Source organism: Pantoea sp. ME81, from assembly GCF_903970985.1.
GTDB lineage: Bacteria > Pseudomonadota > Gammaproteobacteria > Enterobacterales > Enterobacteriaceae > Pantoea > Pantoea communis.
Genome location: NZ_CAJCKS010000125.1, coordinates 1 through 13,968, shown reverse-complemented (window position 1 = coordinate 13,968; position 13,968 = coordinate 1). Strand labels below are relative to the sequence as shown.

Below are 13,968 nucleotides of genomic sequence, written 5' to 3'. Positions count from 1 at the left end.
GGTCACCGCGCAACCCGGCATGGAAGAAAGCAGAATACGGCGCAGTGCGTTGCCAAGAGTATGGCCAAAGCCACGCTCTAACGGCTCAAGGGTCACCTTGGCGTGCGTCGAACTCACTTGCTCGATATCTACCAGGCGCGGTTTTAGAAACTCTGTCACAGAACCCTGCATTGTGTCCTCTCTTTGGTACTAAGCTTTACTTAGAGTAAAGCTCGACGATCAGGTGTTCGTTAATGTCCGCAGACAGATCAGTACGTTCAGGAATACGCTTGAACACACCTTCCATCTTAGTCGCATCAACTTCCAGCCAGGTTGGCTTTTCACGCTGCTCAGCCAGCTCCAGAGCGGCCTTCACGCGAGATTGCTGTTTGGCTTTCTCACGGATGCTAACGACATCATTCGGAGATACCTGATAAGAAGCGATGTTAACAACGCGACCGTTCACCAGGATAGATTTATGGCTAACCAGCTGACGTGCTTCTGCACGAGTGGCACCAAAGCCCATACGGTAAACAACGTTATCCAGACGACCTTCCAGCAGAGCCAACAGGTTTTCACCGGTGTTGCCTTTCAGACGTGCTGCTTCTTTGTAGTAGTTACGGAACTGACGCTCAAGCACGCCGTACATACGACGAACTTTCTGCTTCTCACGTAACTGACCGCCGTAGTCAGACAGACGCGGTTTACGCGCACCGTGCTGGCCAGGTGGTTGTTCAATTTTGCACTTGGTATCGATCGCGCGAACGCCAGACTTAAGGAATAAGTCGGTGCCCTCACGACGGCTCAGCTTGAGCTTAGGACCCAAATATCTTGCCATTTTCTTTCTCCAACTAACCTAAAAACGGGCGTTAAACGCGACGTTTTTTCGGCGGACGACAACCGTTGTGAGGGATTGGAGTCACATCAGTAATATTAGTGATGCGGAAACCAGCAGCGTTCAGAGCACGAATTGTTGATTCGCGACCTGGACCTGGACCCTTAACCATAACTTCCAGATTCTTAATACCGTAATCTTTCACTGCTTCTGCACAGCGCTCTGCAGCTACCTGAGCAGCAAACGGAGTAGATTTACGTGAACCGCGGAAACCGGAACCACCGGCGGTTGCCCAACCCAGTGCGTTACCCTGACGATCAGTGATGGTAACGATGGTGTTGTTAAAAGATGCATGGACATGAGCCACGCCATCTGAGACTTGCTTTCTTACACGCTTGCGTGCACGAACTGGTGCCTTTGCCATTATTTACTCACCCCGATTATTTCTTGATCGGTTTACGCGGACCCTTACGGGTACGTGCATTGGTCTTAGTACGCTGACCGCGAACTGGCAGACCACGACGATGGCGTAAACCACGATAGCAACCAAGGTCCATCAGACGCTTGATGCTCAGGGTGATTTCACGGCGCAGATCACCTTCAACAACGAATTTACCAACTGCTTCACGCAGCTGTTCAATTTGTTCTTCAGACAGCTCTCTGATCTTAACATTTTCAGCGATACCCGTTGAAGCGCAGATGGCTTTAGAACGGGTCTTGCCGATACCGAAGATCGAAGTTAATGCGATTACGGTATGTTTTTGATCAGGAATGTTAATGCCTGCTATACGGGCCACTATGCACTCCTATAATTAAATAAATGCGTCCCATGCTGAAAAGCCCGTTTTCAGGATACTCAAATGGTAACGCATCGACATACAAAAGATTGGCTGGCTAATCTAGCCAGCTCAACCCGACTTTGCAAGAAAAATATGTGACAATATCAGCCTTGGCGCTGTTTATGCTTTGGCTCGGCGCTGCAAATCACACGTACGACACCGTCGCGGCGGATGATTTTGCAGTTACGACATAATTTCTTGACGGAAGCACGAACTTTCATTTTTACTCTCCGTAACTTCTCAAGCGCCTGAATTAACGGCCGTAGCCTTTCAGGTTTGCTTTCTTCAATGCAGACTCATACTGACTCGACATCATCAGAGTTTGCACTTGAGCCATAAAGTCCATGATGACAACCACTACGATAAGCAGCGATGTGCCGCCAAAGTAGAAGGGAACCTTCATGGCATCACGCATGAACTCCGGGATCAGGCAGATAAAGGTAATGTACAGTGCGCCGATTAAGGTCAAACGTGTCATTACTTTATCGATATACTTCGCCGTTTGCTCTCCCGGACGAATTCCCGGTACGAATGCTCCAGACTTCTTCAAGTTATCAGCTGTTTCACGTGGGTTGAAAACCAACGCCGTGTAGAAGAAACAGAAGAAGATGATTGCAGTCGCATAGAGTAGCACATAAAGCGGCTGTCCTGGTTGCAAATACAGCGAAATTGTTGTCAGCCAGTTCCAACCGGTTCCGCCCCCGAACCATGACGCGATGGTTGCTGGGAACAGAATAATGCTGGAAGCAAAGATAGCCGGAATTACACCCGCCATATTCACTTTCAACGGTAAATGTGTGCTCTGTGCAGCATATACACGACGACCTTGCTGACGTTTAGCGTAGTTGACCACAATGCGGCGCTGGCCACGCTCAACGAAAATAACAAAGAACGTCACTGCAAATACAAGAACTGCAACCAACAGCAACAGGAGGAAGTGCAGGTCACCTTGCCGCGCTTGCTCGATGGTATGGCCAATGGCCGGCGGGAGACCCGCAACAATACCTGCGAAGATAATGATCGAGATACCGTTACCGATACCTCGTTCAGTAATCTGTTCGCCCAGCCACATCAGGAACATTGTCCCGGTAACCAGACTTACAACAGCGGTAAAGTAGAATGCGAAACCTGGATTCATTACCAGACCTTGCATTCCAGGCATATTCGGCAGACCGGTAGCAATACCGATCGACTGGAATACAGCCAGAACCAGGGTGCCATAGCGAGTGTACTGGCTAATCTTACGACGACCAGCTTCACCCTCTTTCTTAATCTCGGCCAACGCGGGATGAACCACCGTCAGCAACTGGATAATAATAGAGGCCGAAATATACGGCATAATACCCAGTGCGAAGATTGAGGCACGACTGAGAGCACCACCAGAGAACATGTTGAACATTTCAATGATGGTGCCACGCTGTTGCTCAAGCAGTTTGGCAAGTACAGTGGCATCGATACCAGGGATTGGAATAAAAGAGCCAATACGGAAGACAATCAGTGCACCGATAACAAACAAAAGTCTGCGCTTCAGTTCACCAAAGCCACCTTTGGCACTTTGAAAATCTAATCCCGGTTGCTTTGCCATCTGCTACTTATTCCTCGATTTTACCGCCAGCAGCTTCGATTGCAGCACGCGCACCTTTAGTGACACGCAGACCACGAATCGTTACCGGTGCAGAAACTTCACCAGACAGAATCACTTTCGCGAACTCGATCTGAACACCGATGATGTTGGCTGCTTTCAGAGTATTCAGGTCAACAATACCGCCTTCAACTTTCGCCAGGTCAGACAGACGAACTTCTGCAGTGACCATTGCTTTGCGAGAGGTGAAACCGAATTTCGGCAGACGACGATACAGAGGCATCTGACCACCCTCGAAACCGCGACGTACGCCACCGCCAGAACGAGAGTTCTGACCTTTGTGACCACGACCACCGGTTTTACCGAGGCCAGAACCGATACCACGACCCAGACGCTTAGAAGCGTGTTTAGACCCTTCGGCCGGAGACAGAGTGTTTAAGCGCATCTCTTACTCCTCCACTTTCAGCATGTAGGAAATCGCGTTAACCATACCGCGCACTGCTGGCGTGTCTTCACGCTCAACGGTATGACCAATACGACGCAGACCCAAGCCAACCAGAGTGGCTTTGTGCTTAGGCAGGCGGCCGATTGAACTGCGGGTTTGTGTAATTTTAATAGTCTTAGCCATCGTGATTACCCCAGAATTTCTTCAACGGATTTACCACGCTTGGCAGCGACCATTTCTGGAGAATTCATATTGCCCAAGCCATCGATAGTTGCACGAACCACGTTAATCGGGTTAGTAGAACCATACGCTTTAGCCAGAACGTTATGCACTCCAGCAACTTCTAAAACAGCGCGCATTGCACCGCCGGCGATGATACCGGTACCTTCAGAAGCTGGCTGCATGAACACACGAGAACCCGTGTGAGCACCTTTAACAGGGTGCTGCAGGGTGCCGTGAGTCAGCGCGACGTTAATCATGTTGCGACGGGCTTTTTCCATCGCTTTCTGGATCGCTGCTGGAACTTCACGCGCTTTACCGTAACCAAAACCAACGCGGCCGTTACCATCACCCACTACAGTCAGTGCGGTGAAGGAGAAAATACGACCACCTTTTACAGTTTTAGATACACGGTTTACCGCGATCAGTTTTTCCTGCAGTTCGCCAGCTTGTTTCTCGATGTTTGACATCTTAGACCTCTACCTTAGAACTGAAGGCCAGCTTCACGGGCAGCATCTGCCAGTGCCTGGACACGACCATGATATTGGAACCCGGAACGGTCGAAAGAAACATTAGTAATGCCTTTCTCGACAGCGCGCTCAGCCAGAGCTTTACCTACAGCTGCAGCAGCGTCTTTGTTACCGGTGTACTTCAGTTGTTCGGCAATAGCTTTTTCTACAGTAGAAGCAGCAACCAGAACTTCGGAACCGTTCGGGGCGATCACCTGTGCGTAAATATGACGCGGGGTACGATGTACCACCAGGCGAGTAGCACCCAGCTCTTTGAGCTTGCGACGTGCACGGGTCGCACGACGGATACGAGCAGATTTCTTATCCATAGTGTTACCTTACTTCTTCTTAGCCTCTTTGGTACGCACGACTTCGTCGGCGTAACGAACACCCTTGCCTTTGTAAGGCTCAGGACGACGGTAGGCGCGCAGATCCGCTGCAACCTGACCAATCAGCTGTTTATCAGCGCCTTTCAGCACGATCTCAGTCTGAGTTGGACATTCAGCAGTGATGCCGGCCGGCAGTGCATGGTCAACAGGGTGAGAGAAGCCCAGGGCCAAGCTCACAGAGTTGCCTTTAACAGCTGCACGATAACCAACACCAACCAGTTGCAGCTTCTTGGTGAAGCCTTCGGTAACACCGATAACCATGCCGTTCAGCAGCGCACGAGCAGTACCTGCCTGTGCCCAAGCGTCCGAGAAACCTTCGCGTGGAGCGAAAGTCAGGGCGTTGTCTGCATGCTTAACTTCTACAGCACTGTTGATAGTACGAGTCAGCTCGCCGTTTTTGCCTTTGATCGAAACTTCCTGACCGTTGAGTTTTACCTCTACGCCCGCAGGAACAACGACAGGTGCTTTTGCAACACGAGACATTTTATCCTCCGATTACGCTACGTAGCAGATAATTTCGCCACCAAGACCAGCCTGGCGCGCTGCACGATCAGTCATGACACCTTTAGAGGTAGAGATTACAGCGATGCCCAGACCAGCCATTACTTTTGGCAGCTCATCTTTTTTCTTATAGATGCGCAGACCTGGACGGCTAACACGCTGAATGCTCTCTACCACAGCCTTGCCCTGGAAATACTTTAAAGTAACTTCCAGCTCAGACTTGATGTCGCCTTCGATTTTAAAATCTTCAATGTAGCCTTCTTCCTTCAGCACGTTGGCAATTGCCACTTTCAGCTTGGAGGAAGGCATAGAGACCGCAACTTTGTTCGCGGCCTGACCGTTACGGATACGGGTCAGCATATCCGCGATCGGATCTTGCATGCTCATCTGTGTTACTCCCGTGATTCAAATGGTGACAATTACCAGCTAGCCTTTTTCAGACCCGGGATTTCACCGCGCATTGCGGCTTCACGGACCTTGATACGGCTCAACCCAAACTTCCGCAGGAAACCGTGCGGACGACCTGTCTGACGGCAGCGGTTACGCTGACGGGAAGGGCTGGAATCACGCGGCAGACTCTGCAGCTTGAGAACGGCATCCCAACGATCTTCGTCGGATGCGTTCACATCAGAAATGATCGCTTTCAGTTCTGCGCGCTTAGCGAAGAACTTGTCTGCTAATTTCACACGCTTTACTTCGCGTGCTTTCATCGATTGCTTAGCCATTAAGTAACCCTACCTTACTTGCGGAACGGGAAGTCAAAGGCAGCCAGCAGAGCACGGCCTTCATCATCAGATTTCGCAGTAGTGGTAATGGTAATATCCAAACCACGAACGCGATCGACTTTGTCATAATCGATTTCTGGGAAGATGATCTGCTCACGAACGCCCATGCTGTAGTTACCGCGACCATCGAAAGACTTAGCAGACAAGCCGCGGAAGTCACGAATACGTGGTACAGCAATAGTGATCAGGCGCTCAAAGAACTCCCACATGCGCTCGCCGCGCAGAGTTACTTTACAGCCGATCGGATAGCCCTGACGGATTTTGAAGCCTGCAACTGATTTGCGTGCTTTGGTGATCAACGGTTTTTGACCGGAGATTGCTGCCAGGTCAGCTGCTGCGTTATCCAGCAGTTTCTTGTCAGCGATCGCTTCACCAACACCCATGTTCAGGGTGATCTTCTCGACCCGAGGGACTTGCATGACAGAATTGTAGCCGAACTCAGTCATGAGTTTCTGGACTACTTCGTCTTTGTAGTAATCATGCAGTTTCGCCATCGTACTACTCCAAATTACTTGATAGTTTCGCTATTAGACTTGAAGAAACGGACTTTTTTGCCTTCTTCGAATCTAAAGCCTACACGGTCAGCCTTGCCGGTTGCCGCATTGAAGATTGCAACGTTAGAAACCTGAATAGCAGCTTCTTTTTCAACGATGCCGCCTGGTTGGTTCAGAGCCGGAACCGGCTTCTGGTGTTTCTTAACCAGGTTGATACCTTCAACGATGACCTTACCAGAAGTCAGGACATTCTTTACTTTACCGCGTTTACCTTTGTCTTTACCGGTAATCACGATAACTTCGTCGTTACGACGGATTTTCGCTGCCATTGCTCGCTCCTTAGAGTACTTCTGGTGCCAGAGAGATAATTTTCATGAACTTTTCAGTACGAAGTTCACGAGTTACCGGCCCAAAAATACGCGTACCGATAGGCTGCTCGCTGTTATTGTTTAAAATAACGCATGCATTACCATCGAAGCGAATGACAGAACCGTCCGGGCGACGAACACCCTTCCTGGTGCGCACCACTACCGCCTTCAGGACATCACCTTTCTTAACTTTACCGCGAGGAATTGCTTCCTTGATGGTAACTTTAATGATGTCGCCGACGCCTGCGTAGCGACGGTGCGAGCCACCCAGAACCTTGATACACATTACGCGACGTGCACCGGAGTTGTCGGCGACGTTCAGCATAGTCTGTTCTTGGATCATTTTAGTGCTCCGCTAATGTCAACTACTACTTCGGGACCCAAACCTCAGGTCGTTAAAAAGCCCCATAATTGAGGGCGCGGCATTATAACACCGGTTCTCGCAGATGGGTAGAAAAAATGAACGGCTCAGACGAGCCGTTCATTTTATTTTTTAGAGGAAGCGGATTCTATTACAGAACCGCTTTCTCTACAACGCGAACCAGCGCCCAAGACTTAGTCTTAGACAGTGGACGGGTTTCGCGGATTTCTACCACGTCACCGATTCCACATTCGTTGTTCTCGTCATGGATGTGCAGCTTAGTCGTACGCTTGATGAACTTACCGTAGATCGGGTGTTTCACGACACGTTCGATAGCAACAACTGCAGATTTCTGCATTTTGTCACTAATTACACGACCCTGCAGAGTACGGATTTTATCGGTCATTACGCCGCCTTCTCAGTCAGTAAAGTCTTAACACGTGCAACATTACGACGCACTTGCTTCAGCAGATGGGTCTGCTGCAGCTGGCCGGATGCTGCCTGCATGCGCAGGTTGAATTGCTCACGCAGCAGGTTAAGAAGCTCAGCGTTCAGCTCTTCAACGCTTTTTTCACGCAGCTCATTTGCTTTCATTACATCACCGTCTTAGTAACAAAGGTGGTTTTGATAGGCAGTTTTGCTGCTGCCAGCTTGAATGCTTCACGGGCAAGCTCTTCCGGAACACCGTCCATTTCATACAGGACTTTACCCGGTTGGATCAGGGCAACCCAATACTCCACGTTACCCTTACCTTTACCCATACGCACTTCAAGCGGCTTCTCGGTGATCGGTTTGTCCGGGAATACACGGATCCAGATCTTACCTTGACGCTTAACTGCACGGGTCATAGCACGACGTGCTGCTTCGATCTGACGAGCAGTCAGACGACCACGGCCAACAGCTTTCAGACCGAAAGTACCGAAGCTGACATCCGTACCCTGCGCCAGACCACGGTTGCGGCCTTTGTGCACTTTACGGAATTTCGTACGCTTTGGTTGTAACATCAGCGACTCTCCTTACTTACGGCCTTTACGCTGCTGCTTTTTAGGTTGAGCAGCCGGTTCCGGTTGTTCAACAGCAGCCATACCACCCAGGATCTCACCTTTGAAGATCCATACCTTAACGCCGATTACACCATAAGTGGTGTGCGCTTCAGAGGTGTTGTAGTCAATGTCTGCACGCAGAGTGTGCAGTGGCACGCGACCTTCACGGTACCATTCGGTACGTGCGATCTCGGCTCCGCCCAAACGGCCGCTAACTTCAACTTTAATACCCTTCGCGCCCAGACGCATTGCGTTCTGAACAGCACGCTTCATCGCACGACGGAACATCACACGACGCTCCAGCTGTGAAGTGATGCTATCAGCAACCAATTTAGCGTCCAGTTCCGGTTTACGGACTTCGGCGATATTGATCTGTGCAGGAACGCCAGCGATTTTCGCTACGACCGTGCGCAGTTTTTCTACGTCTTCACCTTTCTTACCGATAACGATACCCGGGCGAGCGGTGTGAATGGTCACACGGATGCTCTTAGCCGGACGCTCGATAACGATACGAGATACAGACGCTTTAGCCAGTTCCTTAGTCAGGAACTGACGTACTTTAAAATCGCTGTCCAGGTTGTCAGCGAATTCTTTGGTGTTCGCAAACCAGGTAGAGTTCCATGGTTTTACAATACCCAGGCGAATACCATTAGGATGTACTTTCTGACCCATTGCTAGTCTCCAGAGTCTCAGCGATCGGACACAACCACAGTAATGTGGCTGGTGCGCTTCAGGATGCGATCTGCACGACCTTTCGCACGCGGCATAATGCGCTTCATGCTTGGGCCTTCGTCTACGAAGATTTTCGCGACTTTCAGATCGTCGATATCAGCGCCATCGTTGTGTTCGGCGTTCGCAATGGCAGATTCCAGGACTTTCTTAACCAACACAGCAGCTTTCTTGTTGGTGTAGGTCAGAATATCCAGAGCCTGCGACACTTTCTTACCGCGAATCAGGTCAGCAACAAGGCGGACCTTCTGAGCAGAAGAACGAGCATGGCGATGTTGAGCAATAGTTTCCATCTCTTCCTCCTACTTATTTCTTCTTGGCTTTCTTATCTGCAGCATGGCCGCGATAAGTACGTGTCGGTGCAAATTCACCCAGTTTGTGGCCGACCATTTCGTCGGATACAAAGACAGGAACGTGCTGACGACCATTATGGACAGCGATGGTCAAACCGATCATGTTAGGGAAGATCGTTGAACGACGGGACCAAGTGCGCAGGGGCTTCTTGTCACCGCTTTCCACCGCTTTCTCTACCTTCTTCAGCAAGTGCAGGTCAATAAAAGGACCTTTCTTGAGAGAACGTGGCATGGCTTATCCTCTAAAATTATTTGCTACGGCGACGTACGATAAATTTATCAGTACGCTTGTTGCTACGGGTCTTCTTACCTTTGGTCTGAACGCCCCACGGAGTTACCGGGTGCTTACCAAAGTTACGACCTTCACCACCACCGTGCGGGTGATCGACTGGGTTCATCGCAGTACCGCGAACGGTAGGACGAACACCACGCCAACGGGTTGCACCAGCTTTACCCAGAACGCGCAGCATGTGCTCAGCGTTACCGACTTCGCCCAGGGTTGCGCGGCAGTCGATTTCGACTTTACGCATTTCGCCTGAACGCAGACGCAGGGTTACGTAGGAACCATCACGCGCAACGATCTGCACGTAAGTACCAGCTGAGCGAGCAATCTGACCGCCTTTGCCTGGTTTCATTTCTACGTTGTGAACGGTAGAACCCACCGGGATGTTACGCATTGGCAGGGTGTTACCTGCTTTAATCGCAGCATCAACGCCAGATTGAACCTGATCACCAGCTTTCAGGCCTTTAGGGGCCAGGATGTAACGGCGCTCGCCATCTTTGTACAGAACCAGTGCGATGTTCGCAGAACGGTTCGGATCGTACTCAAGACGCTCAACAACTGCTGGGATACCATCTTTGTTGCGTTTGAAGTCAACAATACGGTAAGCCTGCTTGTGACCACCACCGATATGACGGGTAGTGATACGACCATTGTTGTTACGACCACCGGATTTGCTGTTTTTTTCTAACAGCGGAGCAAAAGGTTTGCCCTTGTGCAGCTCTGGGTTCACCACTTTAACTACGTGACGACGACCCGGAGATGTCGGTTTACATTTAACAACTGCCATTGTCTTTCTCCTCCGACTTACTCAGCGCCGCCGACGAAGTCCAGATTCTGGCCTTCCTTCAGGGTGACGTAAGCTTTTTTCCAGTCGCTACGACGACCGATACGCTGTCCGTGACGCTTAACTTTGCCCTTAACAACCAGGGTGTTTACGTCTTTAACTTCAACTTCGAACAGCTTCTCAACAGCAGCAACGATCTCTGCTTTGGTCGCGTCTTTAGCAACTTTGAGAACGATGGTATTGCTTTTTTCCATCGCAGTAGATGCTTTTTCAGATACGTGCGGTGCACGTACGACTTTCAGCAGACGTTCTTCACGGATCATGCCAGCATCTCCTCAACTTGCTTAACTGCTTCCGCAGTCATAACGACTTTGTCGAAGGCGATCAGGCTAACTGGGTCGATACCTGCTGCATCACGCACGTCAACCTTGTACAGGTTACGCGCAGCCAGGAACAGATTCTCATCCAGTTCACCGGTGATGATCAGCACGTCTTCCAGCGCCATGTCTTTCAGTTTCTGTGCCAGCAGCTTAGTTTTAGGCGCTTCTACAGAGAACGTCTCGACAACGATCAGACGGTCCTGACGTACCAGTTCGGACAGGATGCTTTTCAGCGCGCCGCGGTACATCTTCTTGTTAACTTTTTGACTGTGGTCCTGTGGACGCGCAGCGAAGGTCACGCCACCTGAACGCCAGATCGGGCTCTTTACAGAACCTGAACGCGCACGGCCGGTACCTTTCTGGCGCCAAGGCTTTTTGCCTGAACCAGTTACTTCAGCACGAGTTTTCTGCGCACGAGTACCCTGACGAGCACCAGCGGCATAAGCAACAACAACCTGGTGAACCAGCGCTTCGTTGAAATCACGACCGAAGGTAGTTTCGGAAACAGTCAGCGCGCTCTGCGCGTCTTTCAGTACTAATTCCATTGCTATCCCCTTACGCCTTCACAGCTGGTTTAACAATCAGGTCGCTGCCGGTTGCACCCGGGACAGCACCTTTGACCAGCAGCAGGTTGCGCTCAGCGTCAACACGTACCACTTCCAGGCTCTGAACGGTTACGCGCTCGTTACCCAGTTGACCAGCCATTTTCTTGCCTTTGAACACTTTGCCCGGAGTCTGGTTCTGACCGATAGAACCCGGAACGCGGTGAGACAAGGAGTTACCGTGTGTAGCGTCCTGGGTACGGAAGTTCCAGCGCTTAACGGTACCTGCGAAACCTTTACCTTTAGAGGTACCGGTAACGTCTACTTTTTTAACGTCAGCGAAAATTTCAACACTGATGCTCTGGCCTACTGAGTACTCTTCACCTTCGGTGCGGAATTCCCACAGACCACGGCCAGCTTCAACGCCAGCTTTAGCAAAATGACCTGCTTCCGGCTTGCTCACACGGTTTGCTTTTTTAGCACCGGTGGTCACCTGGATAGCCTGGTAACCGTCGTTTTCCAGGCCTTTGACCTGAGTAACGCGGTTTGCTTCAACTTCGATTACGGTTACTGGGATTGAAACGCCATCTTCAGTGAAGATGCGAGTCATGCCCACTTTTTTACCGACTAAACCAATCATTGTATCAACCTCTCAATCGCTCGATGACCTGATTAACCCAGGCTGATCTGCACGTCAACACCGGCAGCCAGATCCAGACGCATCAGTGCATCAACGGTTTTTTCAGTTGGCTCAACGATGTCTACCAGACGCTTGTGAGTACGGATCTCGTACTGATCGCGCGCGTCTTTGTTAACGTGCGGAGAGATCAGAACGGTGAAACGCTCTTTGCGAGTTGGCAGCGGGATCGGACCACGTACCTGCGCACCAGTGCGCTTGGCAGTCTCAACGATTTCCGCGGTTGATTGATCGATCAGGCGATGATCAAACGCTTTAAGACGGATACGGATTCTTTGGTTCGACATGAGACCAAGGCTCCAAACATTTTATAAACGAAAAGAATTACTACCCACACCCATTACGATTGATGGAGGAGTGTAATCGTTCAGCATATAACTCCCCAATCGGGAGTATTGTCAGGTGATACATAGCTTGCTATCACCTGCGATTCTGCTCGAATCGCGCCATACCAATATCGGCAGGCCCGCGCATTATACGCAAATCAGTTCAGGAAGCAACCCGTGATGCGTTTTTAACCACATTAATTGCGGACTAAATGCGAAAAAGCCTGTATGGGGCTCAATATTTCCCCCTACAGGCTCTGTGAAATTACTACAACGAAAGGGTTTTAGTCTGTGCTTTCTTCTTTTAATTGCGCCTGCAGGTAATTCTGCAAACCGAGTTTTTGAATCAGGTCGAGTTCTGTTTCCAGCCAGTCAATGTGATGCTCTTCCTCACCCAGAATCTCAATCATCATGTCGCGGCTGACGTAATCATGCACCTTGTCGGCATAAGCAATCGCTTCACGTAAATCCTTCGCCCCTTCTAACTCCAGCGTCAGATCGGATCGCAACATTTCCGGGACATCTTCACCAATACGCAACCGGCCGAGATCCTGCAAATTTGGAATCCCTTCAAGGAAAAGAATGCGCTCGATGTATTTGTCCGCATGCTTCATTTCATCGATGGATTCGTGATACTCGACATCGTTGAGGCGAATAAGCCCCCAGTTTTTGAACATACGTGCATGAAGAAAGTACTGATTAATCGCAACCAGTTCATTCCCCAGCAGTTTATTGAGATGAGTTATGATTTTACTGTCGCCCTTCATTTTGCTTCCTCCGCTTCCAGGTAAATAGATCGTAGATGCGGATAAAAAGAAGTCAAAAAAACAGGACTGTTTTTGTGGTTATTGCCAGAGGCTGTCGAGTCGACCTAAGCGATTTCTTTGTACAGCGGTACCTTCTGCAGCTCATCATCCATAATCTCGCGCGCAAAACGGATGCACTTACCACACTGTTTTCCGATAGGAACCAGTTGACGAAGATGTTGGATCGATTTGGGCTGATAGCGACGCACTACTTCACGGAGGGTTTTGTCACTCACGGCATTACACAGACAGACGTACATTTACTGCGACTCCAGTACAAATTCTGATCAAAGTGTAAATGAGAATGGTTTTTATTTCAAACGTAGCTTTTGTGTGGGATTGGCTTGAGCGGTGAATTTCAGGCAAAAAAAAGAGCACCGAAGTGCTCTCTTTCGTGCTGCGGTGGCTAACTAAGCAACCACCGACATTAACGCAATTAAGCGAGAACTTCAGCAACAACGCCCGCACCAACAGTACGGCCGCCTTCACGGATTGCGAAACGCAGACCCTGGTCCATCGCGATTGGGTGGATCAGCTCAACGGTCATTTTCACGTTGTCGCCTGGCATTACCATCTCAACGCCTTCTGGCAGCTCAATGTTACCAGTCACGTCAGTAGTACGGAAGTAGAACTGAGGACGGTAGCCTTTGAAGAACGGAGTATGACGGCCGCCTTCGTCTTTAGACAGTACGTATACTTCTGATACGAACTTGGTGTGT

At 50.1% G+C, this 13,968-nt stretch carries 28 protein-coding genes and 2 pseudogenes; all 30 read right to left on the bottom strand.

From position 1 onward, the window contains the following. Window positions 1-171 (bottom strand): annotated as a pseudogene (locus tag H7A81_RS19465) (DNA-directed RNA polymerase subunit alpha); the annotation flags it as partial. 25 nt (window positions 172-196) lie between these two features. Next, window positions 197-817, bottom strand: a complete 621-nt coding sequence (gene rpsD, locus H7A81_RS19460) for a 30S ribosomal protein S4 (protein ID WP_007891687.1) — start codon at window positions 815-817, stop codon at window positions 197-199. Window positions 818-848: 31 nt separating this feature from the next. Then, complete coding sequence (gene rpsK / locus H7A81_RS19455) at window positions 849-1,238, bottom strand: 30S ribosomal protein S11 (RefSeq protein ID WP_004160563.1); 390 nt, start codon at window positions 1,236-1,238, stop codon at window positions 849-851. Window positions 1,239-1,254: 16 nt separating this feature from the next. Continuing rightward, window positions 1,255-1,611 (bottom strand): 30S ribosomal protein S13, encoded by a 357-nt coding sequence (gene rpsM, locus H7A81_RS19450; protein ID WP_034830736.1) that lies wholly within the window; start codon window positions 1,609-1,611, stop codon window positions 1,255-1,257. Between the two features lie 146 nt (window positions 1,612-1,757). Further along, complete coding sequence (gene rpmJ, locus H7A81_RS19445; protein ID WP_004160566.1) at window positions 1,758-1,874, bottom strand: 50S ribosomal protein L36; 117 nt, start codon at window positions 1,872-1,874, stop codon at window positions 1,758-1,760. 32 nt (window positions 1,875-1,906) lie between these two features. Further along, window positions 1,907-3,238: a preprotein translocase subunit SecY gene (gene secY, locus H7A81_RS19440; RefSeq protein ID WP_007891686.1), complete on the bottom strand. Its 1,332-nt coding sequence runs from the start codon at window positions 3,236-3,238 to the stop codon at window positions 1,907-1,909. Between the two features lie 7 nt (window positions 3,239-3,245). Further along, window positions 3,246-3,680 (bottom strand): 50S ribosomal protein L15, encoded by a 435-nt coding sequence (gene rplO, locus H7A81_RS19435; protein WP_034830738.1) that lies wholly within the window; start codon window positions 3,678-3,680, stop codon window positions 3,246-3,248. 3 nt (window positions 3,681-3,683) lie between these two features. Then, a complete protein-coding gene (gene rpmD / locus H7A81_RS19430) occupies window positions 3,684-3,863 on the bottom strand; it encodes a 50S ribosomal protein L30 (protein WP_021186404.1) in 180 nt (59 codons plus the stop codon). Window positions 3,864-3,868: 5 nt separating this feature from the next. Beyond that, window positions 3,869-4,369, bottom strand: a complete 501-nt coding sequence (gene rpsE / locus H7A81_RS19425; RefSeq protein ID WP_007891679.1) for a 30S ribosomal protein S5 — start codon at window positions 4,367-4,369, stop codon at window positions 3,869-3,871. Window positions 4,370-4,383: 14 nt separating this feature from the next. Continuing rightward, a complete protein-coding gene (gene rplR / locus H7A81_RS19420) occupies window positions 4,384-4,737 on the bottom strand; it encodes a 50S ribosomal protein L18 (protein ID WP_008104733.1) in 354 nt (117 codons plus the stop codon). A 9-nt stretch (window positions 4,738-4,746) separates the two neighbouring features. Then, window positions 4,747-5,280, bottom strand: a complete 534-nt coding sequence (rplF, locus tag H7A81_RS19415; RefSeq protein ID WP_034830740.1) for a 50S ribosomal protein L6 — start codon at window positions 5,278-5,280, stop codon at window positions 4,747-4,749. A 12-nt stretch (window positions 5,281-5,292) separates the two neighbouring features. Next, on the bottom strand, window positions 5,293-5,685 hold the full coding sequence (rpsH, locus tag H7A81_RS19410; protein ID WP_007891668.1) for a 30S ribosomal protein S8: 393 nt from the start codon (window positions 5,683-5,685) through the stop codon (window positions 5,293-5,295). A gap of 32 nt (window positions 5,686-5,717) precedes the next feature. Beyond that, window positions 5,718-6,023 carry a 30S ribosomal protein S14 gene (rpsN, locus tag H7A81_RS19405; protein WP_006120592.1) on the bottom strand — a complete coding sequence of 102 codons (306 nt, stop codon included), beginning with the start codon at window positions 6,021-6,023 and terminating at the stop codon, window positions 5,718-5,720. A 14-nt stretch (window positions 6,024-6,037) separates the two neighbouring features. Further along, entirely contained in the window at window positions 6,038-6,577 is a 540-nt protein-coding gene (rplE, locus tag H7A81_RS19400; protein WP_013510763.1) for a 50S ribosomal protein L5, read from the bottom strand. 14 nt (window positions 6,578-6,591) lie between these two features. Beyond that, window positions 6,592-6,906 (bottom strand): 50S ribosomal protein L24, encoded by a 315-nt coding sequence (gene rplX, locus H7A81_RS19395; RefSeq protein ID WP_034830741.1) that lies wholly within the window; start codon window positions 6,904-6,906, stop codon window positions 6,592-6,594. A gap of 10 nt (window positions 6,907-6,916) precedes the next feature. Beyond that, window positions 6,917-7,288 carry a 50S ribosomal protein L14 gene (rplN, locus tag H7A81_RS19390; protein ID WP_006120590.1) on the bottom strand — a complete coding sequence of 124 codons (372 nt, stop codon included), beginning with the start codon at window positions 7,286-7,288 and terminating at the stop codon, window positions 6,917-6,919. Between the two features lie 169 nt (window positions 7,289-7,457). Continuing rightward, entirely contained in the window at window positions 7,458-7,712 is a 255-nt protein-coding gene (rpsQ, locus tag H7A81_RS19385) for a 30S ribosomal protein S17 (protein ID WP_008104738.1), read from the bottom strand. Next, entirely contained in the window at window positions 7,712-7,900 is a 189-nt protein-coding gene (gene rpmC, locus H7A81_RS19380) for a 50S ribosomal protein L29 (protein ID WP_034830743.1), read from the bottom strand. Before rpmC ends, rpsQ begins: the two co-directional genes overlap by 1 nt. Then, on the bottom strand, window positions 7,900-8,310 hold the full coding sequence (gene rplP / locus H7A81_RS19375; protein ID WP_002438716.1) for a 50S ribosomal protein L16: 411 nt from the start codon (window positions 8,308-8,310) through the stop codon (window positions 7,900-7,902). Before rplP ends, rpmC begins: the two co-directional genes overlap by 1 nt. A 12-nt stretch (window positions 8,311-8,322) precedes the next feature. Beyond that, window positions 8,323-9,021, bottom strand: a complete 699-nt coding sequence (gene rpsC / locus H7A81_RS19370) for a 30S ribosomal protein S3 (protein ID WP_034830744.1) — start codon at window positions 9,019-9,021, stop codon at window positions 8,323-8,325. A 17-nt stretch (window positions 9,022-9,038) separates the two neighbouring features. Beyond that, window positions 9,039-9,371 carry a 50S ribosomal protein L22 gene (gene rplV, locus H7A81_RS19365; RefSeq protein WP_007891659.1) on the bottom strand — a complete coding sequence of 111 codons (333 nt, stop codon included), beginning with the start codon at window positions 9,369-9,371 and terminating at the stop codon, window positions 9,039-9,041. 13 nt (window positions 9,372-9,384) lie between these two features. Beyond that, entirely contained in the window at window positions 9,385-9,663 is a 279-nt protein-coding gene (gene rpsS, locus H7A81_RS19360; RefSeq protein WP_001138115.1) for a 30S ribosomal protein S19, read from the bottom strand. Window positions 9,664-9,679: 16 nt separating this feature from the next. Continuing rightward, the gene (gene rplB / locus H7A81_RS19355; protein WP_034830746.1) at window positions 9,680-10,501 is read right to left on the bottom strand and encodes a 50S ribosomal protein L2; all 822 of its coding nucleotides are present in this window, start codon (window positions 10,499-10,501) and stop codon (window positions 9,680-9,682) included. Window positions 10,502-10,518: 17 nt separating this feature from the next. Then, a complete protein-coding gene (gene rplW, locus H7A81_RS19350; protein ID WP_034830749.1) occupies window positions 10,519-10,821 on the bottom strand; it encodes a 50S ribosomal protein L23 in 303 nt (100 codons plus the stop codon). After that, the gene (gene rplD, locus H7A81_RS19345; protein WP_034830751.1) at window positions 10,818-11,423 is read right to left on the bottom strand and encodes a 50S ribosomal protein L4; all 606 of its coding nucleotides are present in this window, start codon (window positions 11,421-11,423) and stop codon (window positions 10,818-10,820) included. The genes rplW and rplD overlap by 4 nt, the downstream gene beginning before the upstream one ends. A 10-nt stretch (window positions 11,424-11,433) precedes the next feature. Continuing rightward, a complete protein-coding gene (gene rplC / locus H7A81_RS19340) occupies window positions 11,434-12,060 on the bottom strand; it encodes a 50S ribosomal protein L3 (protein WP_038644330.1) in 627 nt (208 codons plus the stop codon). A gap of 32 nt (window positions 12,061-12,092) precedes the next feature. Next, window positions 12,093-12,404 carry a 30S ribosomal protein S10 gene (gene rpsJ / locus H7A81_RS19335; RefSeq protein WP_006120582.1) on the bottom strand — a complete coding sequence of 104 codons (312 nt, stop codon included), beginning with the start codon at window positions 12,402-12,404 and terminating at the stop codon, window positions 12,093-12,095. Between the two features lie 323 nt (window positions 12,405-12,727). After that, a complete protein-coding gene (bfr, locus tag H7A81_RS19330) occupies window positions 12,728-13,210 on the bottom strand; it encodes a bacterioferritin (protein WP_182058440.1) in 483 nt (160 codons plus the stop codon). 104 nt (window positions 13,211-13,314) lie between these two features. Further along, entirely contained in the window at window positions 13,315-13,509 is a 195-nt protein-coding gene (gene bfd, locus H7A81_RS19325; RefSeq protein WP_034830760.1) for a bacterioferritin-associated ferredoxin, read from the bottom strand. A 176-nt stretch (window positions 13,510-13,685) separates the two neighbouring features. Then, window positions 13,686-13,968 (bottom strand): annotated as a pseudogene (gene tuf / locus H7A81_RS19320) (elongation factor Tu); the annotation flags it as partial.

Excerpts from the sequence above, each read along its gene's own strand:
- rpsD (WP_007891687.1), bottom strand. The coding sequence starts at position 817 with ATGGCAAGATATTTGGGTCCTAAGCTCAAGCTGAGCCGTCGTGAGGGC.
- rpsK (WP_004160563.1), bottom strand. The coding sequence starts at position 1,238 with ATGGCAAAGGCACCAGTTCGTGCACGCAAGCGTGTAAGAAAGCAAGTC.
- rpmJ (WP_004160566.1), bottom strand. The coding sequence starts at position 1,874 with ATGAAAGTTCGTGCTTCCGTCAAGAAATTATGTCGTAACTGCAAAATC.
- secY (WP_007891686.1), bottom strand. The coding sequence starts at position 3,238 with ATGGCAAAGCAACCGGGATTAGATTTTCAAAGTGCCAAAGGTGGCTTT.
- rplO (WP_034830738.1), bottom strand. The coding sequence starts at position 3,680 with ATGCGCTTAAACACTCTGTCTCCGGCCGAAGGGTCTAAACACGCTTCT.
- rpmD (WP_021186404.1), bottom strand. The coding sequence starts at position 3,863 with ATGGCTAAGACTATTAAAATTACACAAACCCGCAGTTCAATCGGCCGC.
- rpsE (WP_007891679.1), bottom strand. The coding sequence starts at position 4,369 with ATGTCAAACATCGAGAAACAAGCTGGCGAACTGCAGGAAAAACTGATC.
- rplR (WP_008104733.1), bottom strand. The coding sequence starts at position 4,737 with ATGGATAAGAAATCTGCTCGTATCCGTCGTGCGACCCGTGCACGTCGC.
- rplF (WP_034830740.1), bottom strand. The coding sequence starts at position 5,280 with ATGTCTCGTGTTGCAAAAGCACCTGTCGTTGTTCCTGCGGGCGTAGAG.
- rpsH (WP_007891668.1), bottom strand. The coding sequence starts at position 5,685 with ATGAGCATGCAAGATCCGATCGCGGATATGCTGACCCGTATCCGTAAC.
- rpsN (WP_006120592.1), bottom strand. The coding sequence starts at position 6,023 with ATGGCTAAGCAATCGATGAAAGCACGCGAAGTAAAGCGTGTGAAATTA.
- rplE (WP_013510763.1), bottom strand. The coding sequence starts at position 6,577 with ATGGCGAAACTGCATGATTACTACAAAGACGAAGTAGTCCAGAAACTC.
- rplX (WP_034830741.1), bottom strand. The coding sequence starts at position 6,906 with ATGGCAGCGAAAATCCGTCGTAACGACGAAGTTATCGTGATTACCGGT.
- rplN (WP_006120590.1), bottom strand. The coding sequence starts at position 7,288 with ATGATCCAAGAACAGACTATGCTGAACGTCGCCGACAACTCCGGTGCA.
- rpsQ (WP_008104738.1), bottom strand. The coding sequence starts at position 7,712 with ATGACCGATAAAATCCGTACTCTGCAGGGTCGTGTAATTAGTGACAAA.
- rpmC (WP_034830743.1), bottom strand. The coding sequence starts at position 7,900 with ATGAAAGCAAATGAGCTGCGTGAAAAAAGCGTTGAAGAGCTGAACGCT.
- rplP (WP_002438716.1), bottom strand. The coding sequence starts at position 8,310 with ATGTTACAACCAAAGCGTACGAAATTCCGTAAAGTGCACAAAGGCCGC.
- rpsC (WP_034830744.1), bottom strand. The coding sequence starts at position 9,021 with ATGGGTCAGAAAGTACATCCTAATGGTATTCGCCTGGGTATTGTAAAA.
- rplV (WP_007891659.1), bottom strand. The coding sequence starts at position 9,371 with ATGGAAACTATTGCTCAACATCGCCATGCTCGTTCTTCTGCTCAGAAG.
- rpsS (WP_001138115.1), bottom strand. The coding sequence starts at position 9,663 with ATGCCACGTTCTCTCAAGAAAGGTCCTTTTATTGACCTGCACTTGCTG.
- rplB (WP_034830746.1), bottom strand. The coding sequence starts at position 10,501 with ATGGCAGTTGTTAAATGTAAACCGACATCTCCGGGTCGTCGTCACGTA.
- rplW (WP_034830749.1), bottom strand. The coding sequence starts at position 10,821 with ATGATCCGTGAAGAACGTCTGCTGAAAGTCGTACGTGCACCGCACGTA.
- rplD (WP_034830751.1), bottom strand. The coding sequence starts at position 11,423 with ATGGAATTAGTACTGAAAGACGCGCAGAGCGCGCTGACTGTTTCCGAA.
- rplC (WP_038644330.1), bottom strand. The coding sequence starts at position 12,060 with ATGATTGGTTTAGTCGGTAAAAAAGTGGGCATGACTCGCATCTTCACT.
- rpsJ (WP_006120582.1), bottom strand. The coding sequence starts at position 12,404 with ATGTCGAACCAAAGAATCCGTATCCGTCTTAAAGCGTTTGATCATCGC.
- bfr (WP_182058440.1), bottom strand. The coding sequence starts at position 13,210 with ATGAAGGGCGACAGTAAAATCATAACTCATCTCAATAAACTGCTGGGG.
- bfd (WP_034830760.1), bottom strand. The coding sequence starts at position 13,509 with ATGTACGTCTGTCTGTGTAATGCCGTGAGTGACAAAACCCTCCGTGAA.